Origin of the sequence: Streptomyces sp. 1114.5, assembly GCF_003635085.1 — a bacterium.
In the GTDB taxonomy this organism is placed as follows: domain Bacteria; phylum Actinomycetota; class Actinomycetes; order Streptomycetales; family Streptomycetaceae; genus Kitasatospora.
On record NZ_RBXE01000001.1, the window covers coordinates 3,513,353 to 3,526,827 of the forward strand.

General features: G+C 71.4%; 12 protein-coding genes. 6 read left to right on the forward strand and 6 right to left on the reverse strand.

The genetic code is table 11. The features are described from left to right. Positions 1–29 precede the first annotated feature (29 nt). The 3 genes from BX285_RS15675 to BX285_RS15685 all read right to left on the reverse strand — a co-directional run bounded on the left by BX285_RS15675 (position 30) and on the right by BX285_RS15685 (position 4,299). Positions 30–1,640: a cytochrome bc complex cytochrome b subunit gene (locus BX285_RS15675; RefSeq protein WP_121175465.1), complete on the reverse strand. Its 1,611-nt coding sequence runs from the start codon at positions 1,638–1,640 to the stop codon at positions 30–32. 223 nt (positions 1,641–1,863) lie between these two features. Next, positions 1,864–3,396 (reverse strand): MFS transporter, encoded by a 1,533-nt coding sequence (locus BX285_RS15680; RefSeq protein WP_121175466.1) that lies wholly within the window; start codon positions 3,394–3,396, stop codon positions 1,864–1,866. A gap of 222 nt (positions 3,397–3,618) precedes the next feature. Then, positions 3,619–4,299 (reverse strand): TetR/AcrR family transcriptional regulator, encoded by a 681-nt coding sequence (locus BX285_RS15685; RefSeq protein WP_097238548.1) that lies wholly within the window; start codon positions 4,297–4,299, stop codon positions 3,619–3,621. Between the two features lie 261 nt (positions 4,300–4,560). On the opposite strand from BX285_RS15685, the gene BX285_RS15690 reads away from it, so the two are divergent. Both BX285_RS15690 and BX285_RS15695 read left to right on the forward strand, forming a co-directional pair. Next, positions 4,561–5,142, forward strand: a complete 582-nt coding sequence (locus BX285_RS15690) for a Uma2 family endonuclease (protein WP_121175467.1) — start codon at positions 4,561–4,563, stop codon at positions 5,140–5,142. A 184-nt stretch (positions 5,143–5,326) separates the two neighbouring features. Continuing rightward, on the forward strand, positions 5,327–6,049 hold the full coding sequence (locus tag BX285_RS15695) for a VOC family protein (protein WP_259470542.1): 723 nt from the start codon (positions 5,327–5,329) through the stop codon (positions 6,047–6,049). Positions 6,050–6,115: 66 nt separating this feature from the next. Here the strand turns inward: BX285_RS15695 and BX285_RS15700 are convergent, their stop codons facing one another. Together BX285_RS15700 and BX285_RS15705 are read right to left on the reverse strand one after the other, a co-directional pair. Then, positions 6,116–6,577: a hemerythrin domain-containing protein gene (locus tag BX285_RS15700; protein ID WP_121175469.1), complete on the reverse strand. Its 462-nt coding sequence runs from the start codon at positions 6,575–6,577 to the stop codon at positions 6,116–6,118. Positions 6,578–6,679: 102 nt separating this feature from the next. Then, positions 6,680–7,276, reverse strand: coding sequence for a TIGR03086 family metal-binding protein (locus BX285_RS15705; protein WP_121175470.1), 597 nt, complete (start codon positions 7,274–7,276; stop codon positions 6,680–6,682). 213 nt (positions 7,277–7,489) lie between these two features. Between BX285_RS15705 and BX285_RS15710 the strand changes: the two genes are divergently transcribed. Beyond that, complete coding sequence (locus BX285_RS15710; RefSeq protein ID WP_097238553.1) at positions 7,490–8,065, forward strand: DoxX family protein; 576 nt, start codon at positions 7,490–7,492, stop codon at positions 8,063–8,065. Between the two features lie 307 nt (positions 8,066–8,372). Further along, positions 8,373–10,661 carry a M9 family metallopeptidase gene (locus tag BX285_RS15715; protein ID WP_259470543.1) on the forward strand — a complete coding sequence of 763 codons (2,289 nt, stop codon included), beginning with the start codon at positions 8,373–8,375 and terminating at the stop codon, positions 10,659–10,661. Between the two features lie 84 nt (positions 10,662–10,745). On the opposite strand, the gene BX285_RS15720 is transcribed toward BX285_RS15715, so the two are convergent. Further along, positions 10,746–11,507 (reverse strand): PP2C family serine/threonine-protein phosphatase, encoded by a 762-nt coding sequence (locus tag BX285_RS15720; protein WP_097238555.1) that lies wholly within the window; start codon positions 11,505–11,507, stop codon positions 10,746–10,748. A gap of 136 nt (positions 11,508–11,643) precedes the next feature. On the opposite strand from BX285_RS15720, the gene BX285_RS15725 reads away from it, so the two are divergent. Next, a complete protein-coding gene (locus BX285_RS15725; RefSeq protein WP_121177535.1) occupies positions 11,644–12,813 on the forward strand; it encodes an LLM class flavin-dependent oxidoreductase in 1,170 nt (389 codons plus the stop codon). Continuing rightward, on the forward strand, positions 12,810–13,433 hold the full coding sequence (locus BX285_RS15730) for an FMN reductase (RefSeq protein ID WP_097238556.1): 624 nt from the start codon (positions 12,810–12,812) through the stop codon (positions 13,431–13,433). Before BX285_RS15725 ends, BX285_RS15730 begins: the two co-directional genes overlap by 4 nt. Positions 13,434–13,475 lie beyond the last annotated feature (42 nt).

The following is a 13,475-nucleotide window of genomic DNA, read 5'->3' on the forward strand; positions in this document are numbered from 1 at the left end:
GATGTCCTCCCTCTGGTGTGGGGGGCGGGTCAGTGCCCGTGGCCCTCGGTGATCTCGCGGTACTCCTCGGCGGTGGGCTTGGGGATCTGCGCGTGCTCGCCGTGGATGCCGCGGGACAGCCTGGCCCGGGTGCGGGTGAGCACTCCGGCCGGGCGGGCGACTCCATTCTCGTCGACGGGGGCGGGCAGTTCGAGGGGGCGGGGCTGCTCGTGTGCCGTGAGCCGGTGCAGTTCGGCGGGCGCGAGCCCGGCGTGCACCTCGGTGAACTCGCCGTGCGGCAGGCGCTTGATGAGGCCGGTCTCGCGGCCGTGCAGCACCTTGTCGCGGTCCCGGCGCTGGAGGCCGAGGCACCACCGCTTGGTGACCACGAACACGGCCACCGGGACGACGAAGGCGCCGGCGCGCACCGCGTAGGTGATGGTGTTGAGCGACAGGTGCAGGTGGGTGGCGATGAGGTCGTTGCCGCCGCCGGCGAGCATCACCAGGTAGAGGCTGATCCAGGCGGCGCCGAGCGCGGTGCGCACGGGCGCGTTGCGCGGTCGGTCGAGCAGGTGGTGTTCGCGCTTGTCGTCGGTGATCCAGCCCTCCACGAAGGGGTAGACCGCGATGGCGAACAGGATGACCGGGAACAGCAGGAACGGGATCAGCACCCCGAGGTTGAGGGTGTGGCCCCACAGTCCGATCTCCCAGCCGGGCATCACGCGGATCAGGCCCTCGGCGAAGCCCATGTACCAGTCAGGCTGCGCGTCGGTGGAGACCTGGTCCGGGCGGTACGGGCCGTACGACCAGATCGGGTTGACGGTCGCGATCGCCGACACCAGCGCGATGATGCCGAAGACCAGGAAGAAGAACCCGCCGGCCTTGGCCATGTAGACCGGCATCAGCGGCATGCCGACGACGTTCTTCTCGGTCCTGCCGGGGCCCGCCCACTGGGTGTGCTTGTGGTAGAAGACCAGGATCAGGTGCGCCACCAGCAGGCCGAGCATGATGCCGGGGATCAGCAGCACGTGGATGGTGAAGAACCGCGGGATGATGTCGTGCCCGGGGAACTCCCCGCCGAACAGGAACATCTGGATGTACGTGCCGACCAGCGGGACGGCCAGCACCACGCCCTCGATGAACCGGATGCCGGTGCCGGAGAGCAGGTCGTCGGGCAGCGAGTAGCCGAAGAAGCCGTCCAGCATGCCGAGGAACAGCAGCAGGAAGCCGAAGAGCCAGTTGATCTCGCGCGGCTTGCGGAACGCGCCGGTGAAGAACACCCGCATCATGTGCACGAACATGGCCGCGACGAAGACGATCGCCGCCCAGTGGTGGATCTGCCGGATCAGCAGACCGCCGCGCACCTCGAAGCTGATGTCGACGGTGGAGGCGTAGGCCTCCGACATCCCGATGCCCTTGAGCGGCACGTACGAGCCGTCGTAGATCACCTCGCCCATGCTCGGCTTGAAGAACAGGGTCAGGTAGACGCCGGTCAGGATGATGATCAGGAAGGTGTAGAGGCAGATCTCGCCCAGCATGAAGGACCAGTGGTCCGGGAAGATCTTCCGCAGGTTGGCCCTGGCCAGGGAGTAGATCCCCAGCCGGCCGTCCGCCCAGTCGGCGGCCCGCTGCCCCCGCCCTGGGCTCTGTTTCCGGGTCATGTGCACGCACCTCGGTCCGAAGAAAACGGGGAGATGCCCCCGTTTCGTACTGGCGCCCACCTTAATCGGGGAGTGATCCCCACTTCTACCCGGGGGTGCCGTCGAGCGGGGGAGCCGTCAGTCGAGGTTCACCGGGCCCGGAAACGGCGAGCGGCCCGCCCGGTGTCGTGGAACACCGGACGGGCCGCGTACGCACCCGAGTGACCCCGCGGGGCCCGTGGCGTCAGTGCACCAGCACCGGCACCTCGTCGCTCTTCACGGCACCCTCGCCGGCGCCCGCACCCGCCGCGTCGGGCCGGCCGGCGTTGATGAAGGTGAAGGCGACCGCGGCGGCCGCCACCAGGATCCCGAAGGACACCCAGATCGCGGTCGAGAAGCCGTGCACCATGCCCTGGAACTGCAGCGCCTTGGCGGCCTCCGGGGAGGCGGCGGCCGCGCCGGTGACGTGCGAGGTCAGCCAACTGGTGGTCGCGCTCGCCGCGATGGTGTTCAGCAGCGCGGTGCCGATGGCGCCGCCGACCTGCTGCGAGGTGTTGACCATCGCGGAGGCCACACCGGCGTCGCGCGGCTGGACGCCGTGCGTGGCGAGGCTCATGGCCGGCATGAACGCGGTGCCCATGCCGAGGCCCATCAGGATCAGGCCGGGCAGGATCAGCGCCGGGTAGGAGGTGTCCAGGCTGATGTGGGTCAGCAGGAACATGCCGATCGAGGCGACCAGGAAGCCGGGCGCCATCAGGTAGCGCGCCGGGACCCGGGTCATCAGCCGGGCGCCGATCTGGGTGGAGCCGGTGATCATGCCCGCCACCATCGGCAGGAAGGCGACGCCGGTCAGCACCGGGCTGTAGCCGAGCACGATCTGCAGGTAGTAGGTCAGGAAGAGGAACAGACCGAACATGCCGATCACGGCCATGCCCAGCGACAGGTACACCCCGCCGCGGTTGCGGTCCAGGACCACGCGCAGCGGCAGCAGCGGGGCCTTGACCTTGAGCTCCACCAGCACGAAGGCGGCGAGCAGCACGGCGGCCGCGGCGAACAGGCCCAGGGTGCTGCCGGCCGTCCAGCCGTGCGACTCGGCCCGGGTGAAGCCGTACACCAGGGAGACCAGACCGGTGGTCACCAGCAGGACGCCGGGGACGTCCAGCTTGTTGCGGTTGCGGCCCTCGGCGGGCTCGCGGATCACCATGACGGCGCCCACGGCGGCCACGATGGCGAACGGGATGTTGACGAAGAAGGTCCAGCGCCAGTTCATGTACTCGGTCAGCAGGCCGCCGAGGATGAGGCCGATGGCGCCACCGCCACCGGCGATCGCACCGTAGATGCCGAAGGCCTTGGCGCGCTCCTTGGCCTCGGTGAAGGTCACCGCGAGCAGCGACAGCGCGGCCGGGGCGAGCAGCGCGCCGAACACGCCCTGCAGGGCGCGGGCGCCGAGCAGCATCGCGGTGTTGGCCGCGGCACCGCCGAGCGCGGAGGCCAGGGCGAAGCCGGTCAGGCCGACGATGAAGGTCCGCTTGCGTCCCCACAGGTCCGCGATCCGGCCGCCGAACAGCAGCAGGCCGCCGAAGGCCAGCGCGTAGGCGGTGATCACCCACTGGCGGTTGCCGTCGGTGATGCCCAGGTCCCGCTGGGCGGAGGGCAGGGCGATGTTCACGATGGTCGCGTCGAGAACGACCATCAGCTGGGCGAGGCCGATGAATATCAGCGCCTTCCAGCGCCGGGGATCGGGCAGCGTCGCCGGTCGGGCGTCGGTTCGAGACATGGGGGTACTCACTTCACGGTGCGTGGTGCGTGAAAACGGTCGACTGCCGTACGGGAACGACGGATCGCCGTACGGTGAAAAGGCTTGCAGGAAAGGCGTGTTGAAGGCGTGTGCAGGCGCGGCCGCAGGGCGCGGCGCAGCGACGCCGGTCGGTCGGTGCCGGCTGGTCGGTGCCGGCGGGTCAGTGCCGGTGGTCGGTCGGTTCTGGGATCGGTGCTCGGATCAGTTCTGGGGCTGGAAGTCCTCGAAGGTCGCGGCCCGGCCGGGCAGCGCCGAACGGGCCGGCGCGCGCATGCCGTCCAGGAACAGCTGCAGGTGCCGGTGGACGAACTCCTCCAGCAGGCCGCAGGAGGTGCCCGGCAGCGGTCGGGTCAGCTGGCCCATCGCGATGAACAGGTCACCGTGGTCGACGTCCGGCCGCAGTTCGCCCGCGGCCCGGGCGCGCTCCATCAGTCCGCTCACAGCGGACCGCAGGCGCTCTCGGATCTCGGTCAACTCCGGGTCGTACGGGTCGACATGGCTGGTGAACAACGGGCAGAGTCCGCCGACCTTCTCCGCGACGGCCGCGTGCGCGAACCGCTGCAGGGCGTCGAACGGGCCGCTGCCGTCAGGGGTGTCCGCCTCCACCGTCGCCGTCTCGGCGAGGGCCAGGATGCGGTTCTTGACGAGCAGCGCCACCTCGCGGATCAGCGCCATCCGGTCCGGGAAGTTCCGGTACAAGGTGGCGTTGCCGACCCCCGCCCGCTTCGCGATCTCGTCCAGCGGCACATCCGCACCGTGCTCGACGAACGCGTCCCGGGCCGCCACCACGATCCGCTCCCGGTTCCGGCTCGCGTCGGCACGCAACTTCGGCGTGCGGACGCTCCCCGCGGGACGGACCGACTCAGCGGCTGCGGTGGTCACGACGACTGCTCCTCCATAGTACCGGGGAAGTTCTCCCCGCTTCTGCCAATGTAATCGGAAACGGGGAATCTGTCCCCGGAATTTCCTCTGTCGATGTGACCTGGGTCACATCTCGGTGCTGTCGGGCGTCCACGCCCACAGCTCGCCGATCAGGGCGGCCTGCGGCTGCGGCGGGCGCTATCGTCGGAAGCCACGCAGCCAGTAGCCATCCGACGGTGAGTTCGTTCCCCCGGAGGGTGCCCAGGCGAAGGGGGAAGGCCCGTGACCGCGATCTCCGACCGCCCGCAGATGCTGCCCGAGCAGTTCGAGGAGTTCGCTCGTCATCTGGGGCGGACTGTCGAAGGCATCCGGCTGGAGTTCATCAACGGGAAGTTGGGGATCAAGCCCGTGCCGGACGGCGACCACGGCCGCATCATCCAGTGGCTCAACCGGATCTGCATTCAGGCCCGGCCGGAGCTCTATGTCCATGACCAGGGGCTGAAGATCCAGGGCTATCGGGGCGGGTTCGCTCGTCCGGACGGCACGCTTGCTGATGCGGACGCCTTCGTCGGGCGGGGAGATTGGGCCACGACGGAAGACGTGCTGATGGTTGCGGCGGTCACTTCGTTCGACTCCGAGACCGACCGCCGGGATCGCGTCGAGAAGCCCCGGGCCTACGCGGAGGCCAGCATCCCCGTCTACCTGCTGATCGACCGGGACTCCGCCGAGGTCGTCGTCCACAGCCAGCCCGACGGCGTGCGCTACGAGAGCGTCCGGATCCTCCCGTTCGGCAAGGCCGTCCACCTCCCCGAGCCGGTGGGCATCTCGCTGGACACCGAGCCGCTGAAGAACTGGGTGCGCTGATCCCGGGCATGGCTTCCCAAGGGTGTCCGGGGTGGCCCCCTAGGCTGTGGGCGTCCCGGGCGGCCGGTGGGTCGTGGGAGTCGGGAGGGGCCCGGCCGCCGGGTGGGCGAGGAGGTTCGCGATGGGCAGCGGTGAGACCGCCAAGGTGCGTTGTGTGGCGGCCGTTCCGTGCTGGGTGAGCCTGATGACCCGGAACCTGGAGGGGGCCGAGGGGTTCTACGGGCCGCTGCTCGGCTGGGAGTTCGAGCCCGGGCCGGACCGCTTCGGGCCGTACGTGCACGCGGTGACGGGTGGCGAGGCAGTGGCCGGCCTGGGCGTCGCGGAGGGCGGGGCGATCCCGGTCGCCTGGACCAGCTACTTCGGGACGGAGAGCGCGGACGCCGCCGCCGACGCGGTGCGCGAGCGCGGCGCGACCCTGGCCGTCGGTCCGCTGGCCTTCGACGCCGGGCGGGTCGCCATCGCGGCGGACCCCGCGGGCGCGGTGTTCGGCATCTGGGAGGGCCCGCCGGGCCGGGCCCGGAAGCTGGAGCTGCCCGGCGCCCCGGTCTGGATCGAGCTGCGCACCCCGGACCCGTTCGCGGCGGCGCTGTTCTACGGCGAGGTGTTCCGCTGGGACGGCCGCGACCCGGAGCGCTTCGAGGTGCGCTGGGAGCACGACCGGGTGGTGCTGCGCGCGGAGGGCAACAGCGTCGCGGCGCTGGCCAAGGAGCAGGCGGGCGGCCCGGCGGGGATGCCGCCGCACTGGGAGGTGTTCTTCGCCGTCCCGGACACCGACCGGGCGCTGGCCCGCGCGGTCGAGCTGGGCGGTGTGGCGCTCGGCCCGGCCTTCGACTCCCCCTACGGGCGGGTGGCCCGGCTGCAGGACCTGGAAGGCGCGCGGTTCGCGGTGATCAGCCCCGAAGCCTGACCGGCCCCGAAGCCTGACCGGCCCCTGACCTCCTGACCCCGGAGCCCCCGAGCCCCCGAGCCCCGATCACTCGGGCGGCGCGCCGAGTTCCGCGCGCTCCGCCCGCAGCCGGTCGCCGAGGGCGGTGCGGGCGGCGGCGGGCAGGGCCTTGCGGGCGGCGGGGAAGATCCCTTCCTCCTCGCTGCGCAGGTGTCGTCGCAGGGTGTCGGCGAGGCCGCGCAGCAGGGTTTCGAGGGCCGGGTCGGCCGGGCCGAGGGCTTGGAGGTCGGCGAGGTACTGCCCGATCGCCAGGTGGTCGTGGATGCTGCCGAACACCAGCGCCCCGCCGTCGGGCACGTCGTGCTGCACGACCGGGAAGAGGTGTTCCTCCTCGGCTGCGCAGTGGGCGAAGAGCAGGTCGGTCAGGCGGGTCACCAGCTCGCCGCGGTCGGTGCCGCCGGCCGGGGCGGCCTCGATCCGGTCGAGCAGCTCGGTGACCGCCCGGTGGTCGGCGGTGAACTCGTCGAGGATGTCCGGCCTGCGACTCATGGTGCCCGCCTCTCGCACGGAAGTCTGCCCCCGCACCTTCCAGTATCCGGCGTCGGGCCGATCGACCGGGCGGGCCTGCGATCGCCCTCCGAAACAGCCTGGTCACCCTCCGTCCCGCCGCCCGGTGAGGGCGAGCAGCCGGGTCTGCGGGCCGGCGTCGTCGGCCACCGGCAGCGGCGGGTCGAAGAGCCCGCTGCCGGAGAGGTCGCCGTAACCGGTGATCTCGCCGAGTGCGAAGTCGACGAGGCCGGCGGGGAGCCGGGTGCGCCGGCCGATGCCCTCGGCGAGGTCCCAGGTGTGGACCACCAGGTCGGTGGTGAGCTGGTCCAGGTAGTACTGACCGGAGACGTCGGCGAAGGAGAGGTGGACGGTCAGCTCGGTGGCACCGGGGACGGCCCAGGCCTCCCGGGCGGCCGTGGCGGCGTCGGCCCAGGCGGCGACCGGGTCCGCGCCGAGCACGTCGCCGTCGAAGCGGCCGCCGACCTCGGCGATGGTGGCGCCCATCAGCAGCTCGGGTACCCAGAGCTGTTCGCCGGTGAGGTGGTTGACCAGGTCGCGGACGGACCAGTCGGCGCAGGGGGTGGGGGAGTCCCACTGGTCGGGGGTGATCAGCCGGACGCGTTCGTCGAAGGCGTCCAGGGCCTCGGTGTACGGGGTGCCGGTGCGCGCTGCCCGCTGGTGCTGCCTGCGTTGAGCCATGCCTCCACCCTGCCCCGACCAGGGTGGGGCCCGCGAGTCGTTCACCAGCCGTCAGTTGTTCAAATTCGAACTCCGGGGTACGGTCGAGGAGCGGCCGGTTCAAATTTGAACAATGGTGCCGGGGTGACGACCCCCGCCCGCCGCCTTCACCGCACCTTGCACTCACGCCGGCTCCGGCCGGCGACGACCGACCCTCGATCGATGGAGACGCGCATGCCGAGCAGCAGCCCGAGCACGACCGCCGCCACCAGCCCCACCGTCCGCCCGGCCGGAGCGACCTCCGGCCCCGCGACGGCGACCTCCCCGCACGCCTACGACGCCGGACTCCTGCTCCTGCGCCTGGCCCTCGGCCTGACCATGGCCGCGCACGGCAGCCAGAAGCTGTTCGGCTGGTTCGGCGGCGGTGGGATCGACGGCACCGGTCAGTTCTTCACCATGAGCGGCTACCCGGCCGGCCACGCCATGGCCGTGGTGGCCGGCCTCACCGAGACGCTGGGCGGACTCGCCCTGGCCGTAGGCCTGTTGACCCCGCTTGCGGGCGCCGCGATCGTCGGCACCATGGTCAACGCGATCGCCGTCACCTGGGGCGGCGGCTTCTTCGCTCCGAAGGGCAACGAGTACGAGCTGCTGCTGACCGCCGGGGCCGCCGCGCTCGCGCTGACCGGCCCGGGTCGCTACGCCGTGGACCGCTTCCTGCCGGTGGTGCGGGCGCACCGCCTGGCGTACGGCGTGGCCGCCGTCGTGGTCGGCCTGGCCACGGCCGGGGTGATCCTGCTGCTGCGCAAGTAGTGCTTCCTGCCGGGCCGTTGGTCGGTCCGGCACAAGACTGACACGGGGCCCGGCGAACCAGTCAGCCCAACTCACCGGCCCGGAGGCCGTGGTGGCGAACCGTCACCACGGCCTCTGCGCTTTTTCCGCGCACATCGCACACAACGGCGAGGGTTCCCAAGGCATGTGATGTGTGCCATGGTACATGTCACATTCCCCACCGTGTTCCCGGCGGAGCCGCCCCCACGCGGCGCCGTCGCCAACGGTCCTCGATTCCCCACACCGGCCGCGCCCCAATCGCGGCCGACGACGGCCCGGAGGCCCCCACGTGAGTCCCGCACGTCTGCTGCGACTCCTGCAGCCGGCACGACTGTTGACGCTCCTCCTGTCGCTCTTCCTCGCGGTCGGCCTGTTCGCCCCGCAGAGCCAGGCCGCTCCCGTCGCCGCTCCCGCCGCCACCCCCGGCGGCGCGCCCACCACCCCCGCCGGACCGGCCCCCCAGCCGGCCACCGGCACCCCCCAACGCGGCGACGGTGAGCGGCAGTTCACCTCCCTCGACCAGCGCGCCCCGCTCCCGCTGGACACCAGGCCGGCCGAGGCCCGGCCCGCCGCGCAGCCCCGGAACCTCGCCACCGCGGCCCAACAGGCCTGTACCATCAGCGACTTCACCGGCCGGACCGGCAGCGACCTGGTCCAGCACATCAAGGCCGCCGACGTCCAGTGCATCAACAGCCTCTTCCCGCTCACCGGCAGCGACGCCCGCGGCGCGTTCCGCGAGGAGCAGATGACCACCGTGGCGTACGCGCTGCGCGACGCGGCGGGCAGCTACCCGGGCGACGACTCCACCTCGGTCGAGCAGTTGGTGCTCTACCTGCGCGCGGGCTACTTCGTGCAGTGGTACCACAAGGACGACGTCGGTACGTACGGCACCGCCCTGCAGACCGCGATCCGCTCCGGGCTGGACGCGTTCTTCGGCAGCGCGCACTCCCGTGACGTCACCGCGGGCAACGCGACCATCCTGGGCGAGTCCGTCACCCTGATCGACAGCGCGCAGGAGAACGTCCGCTACCTCCCGGTGGTCAAGCGGCTGTTGACCGACTACGACAGCGCCAGCTGGAACCCGGCCGGCATGGCCTGGGCGGTCAACCCGGTGTTCACCGTGCTGTTCCGCGGCCACCAGGTGGACGGCTTCGACGCCGCCGTCGAGGCCGACCCGAGCGTGCTGGACACCCTGTCGGCCTTCGCCGGCCGCACCGGCGACCTGCTCGGCGGCGACTTCGGCGTGCTGCCCTACAACGCGACCAAGGAGCTGGGCCGCTTCCTGAAGGACGCGGCGCTCCAGGCCAAGGTCCGTCCGCTCGCCAAGGCGCTCGCCGCGCAGTCCGCGCCGAGTGGCCGCACCGTCTTCCAGTGGGCCGCGGTCGCCGAGTCGGTCGGCTACTACGACGCCGCCAACTGCTCGTACTACGGCACCTGCAATGCCGCCGACCAGCTCAAGTCCGGTGTGCTGACGATCAGGTACACCTGCAGCCCGAGCATCAAGCTGATCGCCCAGGCGCTGGACGGCACCCAGCTGGCCACCACCTGCGCCAGCCTGACCGGCCAGGACGCCTTCGTCCACGCGGTGGTCAAGGACAACGGCCCGGTCAAGGACGACGGGAACACCACGATCGAGGTCGTGGTCTTCCACTCCTCGCTCGACTACCAGGTGCTGGCCGCCGCGATCTACGGCATCGACACCAACAACGGCGGCATGTACCTGGAGGGCAACCCGGCCGCGGCGGGCAACCAGCCGCGCTTCCTCTGCTACGAGGCCGAGTGGGTCCGCCCGTCCTTCCAGATCTGGAACCTCAACCACGAGTACACCCACTACCTCGACGGCCGGTTCGACATGTACGGCGACTTCGACGCCGGCATGACCACCCCGACGGTCTGGTGGGTCGAGGGCTTCGCCGAGTACGTCTCCTACTCGTACCGCAAGGTCACCAACGACGCCGCCGTCGCGGCGGCCGCCCGGCACACCTACAAGCTGAGCGACCTCTTCGACACCGTCTACGGCGACCAGGACCGCGTCTACCGCTGGGGCTACCTCGCCGTCCGCTACATGCTGGAACAGCACCGCCCCGACGTGGACGCGCTCCTCGCCAAGTACCGGGTGGGGGACTGGGCCGGCGCCCGTACGCTGCTGAAGACCACCATCGGCACCCGGTACGACGCCGGCTTCGACAGCTGGCTGACCAGCTGCGCGAACGGCGCCTGCGCCACGACCCCGACCGTCCCGACGGCACCGGAGTGCACCGCCGCCGACACCCGGCAGCTGGGCGCCGGCTGCGCCCGCAGCAACGTCGCGGCCACCACGGGCAACTACGCGCACTTCTACCTCCTGGTGCCGGCCGGCACCAAGCAGGTGAAGATCACCACCGGCGGCGGCACCGGCAACGGCGACCTCTACTACAACGCGAGCAACTGGGCGTACACCGGTGCCTACACCGCGCGGTCGACCGGCCCGGACAACTCGGAGACGCTGACCGTCACCAACCCGCCGGCCGGCTACGTGTACTTCAGCCTCTACGCCCAGCAGGGATTCAGTGGGGTGACCGTCACGAGCGAGATGTGAGCCGGGCACGGCGAACGGACAGGTGACCGCCCCGGCGGAGCGCTTCGGCGCCCCGCCGGGGCGGGTCCGTTCCCCGGGTCTTCTCTAACCCCCGACCCGGATCAGCGCCAGCGTGATGTTGTCCGGCCCGCCCGCCTCGATCGCCGCCTTCCACAGCTCGAACGCGGCCTTGCCGTCGGAGCGTTCGGCCCCCTCGTACGGCTGGGCCAGCAGCTCGGCCAGTTCCTCCTCGGGCACCGGGTCGGTGAGGCCGTCGCTGCAGACCAGGTACCGGTCGCCGGCGGCCAGCGGGGCGGTGCGGACGTGCGGTTCGACGAAGGTGAGCCCGAGCGAGCCGCCCAGGGTCTGGGTGACCATCGAGGTGGTGCGCTGCCCGGGCGGCAGCGGCGGGCTGTCGTCCACGCTCACCCGGCTCAGCCCGTCCCCGGTGATCCGGTAGACCCGGCTGTCGCCGACGTTGAAGGCCAGGGCCTGCTCGGGCAGCAGCACCAGCCCGGCCACGGTGGTGCCCATCGCGGCGAGCTCCGGATCCCCGGCGGCGGCCGCGAAGACGGCCCGGTTGCACTCCTGCAGCTCCTCCCGGACGGCCTCCTCGTCGGCGAGGGCGTCGCCGTCGGTGGCGAGCCGGCGGGCCACCAGGGCGCTGGCCACCTCGCCGCCGGGGTGGCCGCCCAGGCCGTCGGCCACCGCGACCACGCAGGGCGGGCCGAGCGGGAAGAGCAGGGTCTGCGGGTTGGCGGTCACCGTGGCGCAGAGGGTCCACGGCCCGACCGTGAGGCTGTCCTCGTTGTGCTCCCGCACCAGGCCCTCGTGGCTCAGCGCGCTGACCGCGATGTACGGCGCCATCGTCCGCCGCCCTTTCCGGATCCCCTGCCGTCTGTCGATGCCCCGCCTTCCATTGTCGGCGGGAATAACCGTCCCCACCCGACTGCTAGGATGGTTGAAAGTTGGACTACCTGGCCCCCTGGGAGTGGTGAGCAGCATGCAGTTCGGAATCTTCACCGTCGGTGACGTCACGGCCGACCCCACCACCGGCCGCACCCCGAGCGAGCACGAGCGGATCAAGGCCATGGTGGCGATCGCGCGCAAGGCCGAGGAGGTCGGCCTGGACGTCTTCGCGACCGGCGAGCACCACAACCCGCCGTTCGTCCCGTCCTCGCCGACGACCATGCTCGGCTACATCGCCGCGCAGACCGAGCGCATCATCCTCTCCACCTCGACCACCCTGATCACCACCAACGACCCGGTGAAGATCGCCGAGGACTTCGCGATGCTGCAGCACCTCGCCGAGGGCCGGGTGGACCTCATGATGGGCCGCGGCAACACCGGCCCGGTCTACCCGTGGTTCGGCAAGGACATCCGCCAGGGCATCCCGCTCGCCATCGAGAACTACGCGCTGCTGCACCAGCTGTGGCGCGAGGACGTGGTGGACTGGCAGGGCCGCTTCCGCACCCCGCTGCAGGGCTTCACCTCCACCCCGCGCCCGCTCGACGACGTCCCGCCGTTCGTCTGGCACGGCTCGATCCGCAGTCCCGAGATCGCCGAACAGGCCGCCTACTACGGCGACGGTTTCTTCGCGAACAACATCTTCTGGCCCAAGGAGCACTTCCAGAAGCTGATCGAGCTCTACCGCGAGCGCTACGCCCACTACGGCCACGGCACGCCCGAGCAGGCGATCGTCGGCCTCGGCGGGCAGGTGTTCATGCGGAAGAACTCCCAGGACGCCGTGCGCGAGTTCCGCCCGTACTTCGACAACGCGCCGGTGTACGGACACGGGCCCTCGCTGGAGGAGTTCACCGAGCAGACCCCGCTGACCGTCGGCAGCCCGCAGGAGGTCATCGAGAAGACGCTGACCTTCCGCGAGACCTTCGGCGACTACCAGCGCCAGCTGTTCCTGATGGACCACGCCGGCCTGCCGCTGAAGACGGTGCTGGAGCAGCTGGACCTGCTCGGCGAGGAGGTCGTGCCGGTGCTGCGGGAGGAGTTCGCCAAGGGCCGCCCGGCCGGGGTGCCGGAGGGTCCGACCCACGCCGCGCTGCTCGCGGCCCGCGACCAGGAGCACGCGAACGCGGCGGCGACCGAGAACGAGAACGCGAACGCGAACGAGAACGCGAACGAGAACGCGAACGAGAAGGTGGAGGTGGCCAAGTGACCGCGTACAAGCTGGTGGTGGTGAGCGCCGGGCTGAGCAAGCCCTCCTCGACCCGTCTGCTGGCGGACCGGCTCGCCGAGTCGACGGTCCGTCAACTCACCGCAGAAGGAAGCCCGGTGGACGTACGGGTGGTCGAACTGCGTGACCTGGCAACGGAGATCGCCAACAACTTCGTCACCGGCTTCCCCGGCGCCGCGCTGCGCGAGGCGGTCGAGGCGGTGACCGAGGCGGACGGGCTGATCGCGGTGACGCCGATCTTCACGGCCTCCTACAGCGGCCTGTTCAAGTCCTTCTTCGACCTGATCGACCACGACGCGCTCACCGGCAAGCCGGTGCTGATCGCCGCCACCGGCGGCACGCCCCGGCACTCGCTCGCCCTGGAGCACGCCGTCCGCCCGCTGTTCAGCTACCTGCGCGCGGTGGTGCTGCCGACCGCCGTCTACGCGGCCACCGACGACTGGGGCGCGGCCGGGGACGGGCTCACCGACGGGCTGCCGCGCCGGATCGACCGCGCGGCGGGCGAGCTGGCGGCCCTGCTGTCCGGCCGCGGCCCGGCGGCCCCGGCGCTGCCGGAGCAGGTGGTGCCGTTCGCCGAGCAGCTGGCGGCGCTGCGGGTCTGAACCAGCAGGGGCGGTACGGGCGGGTGCGCGATCCGGCGCACC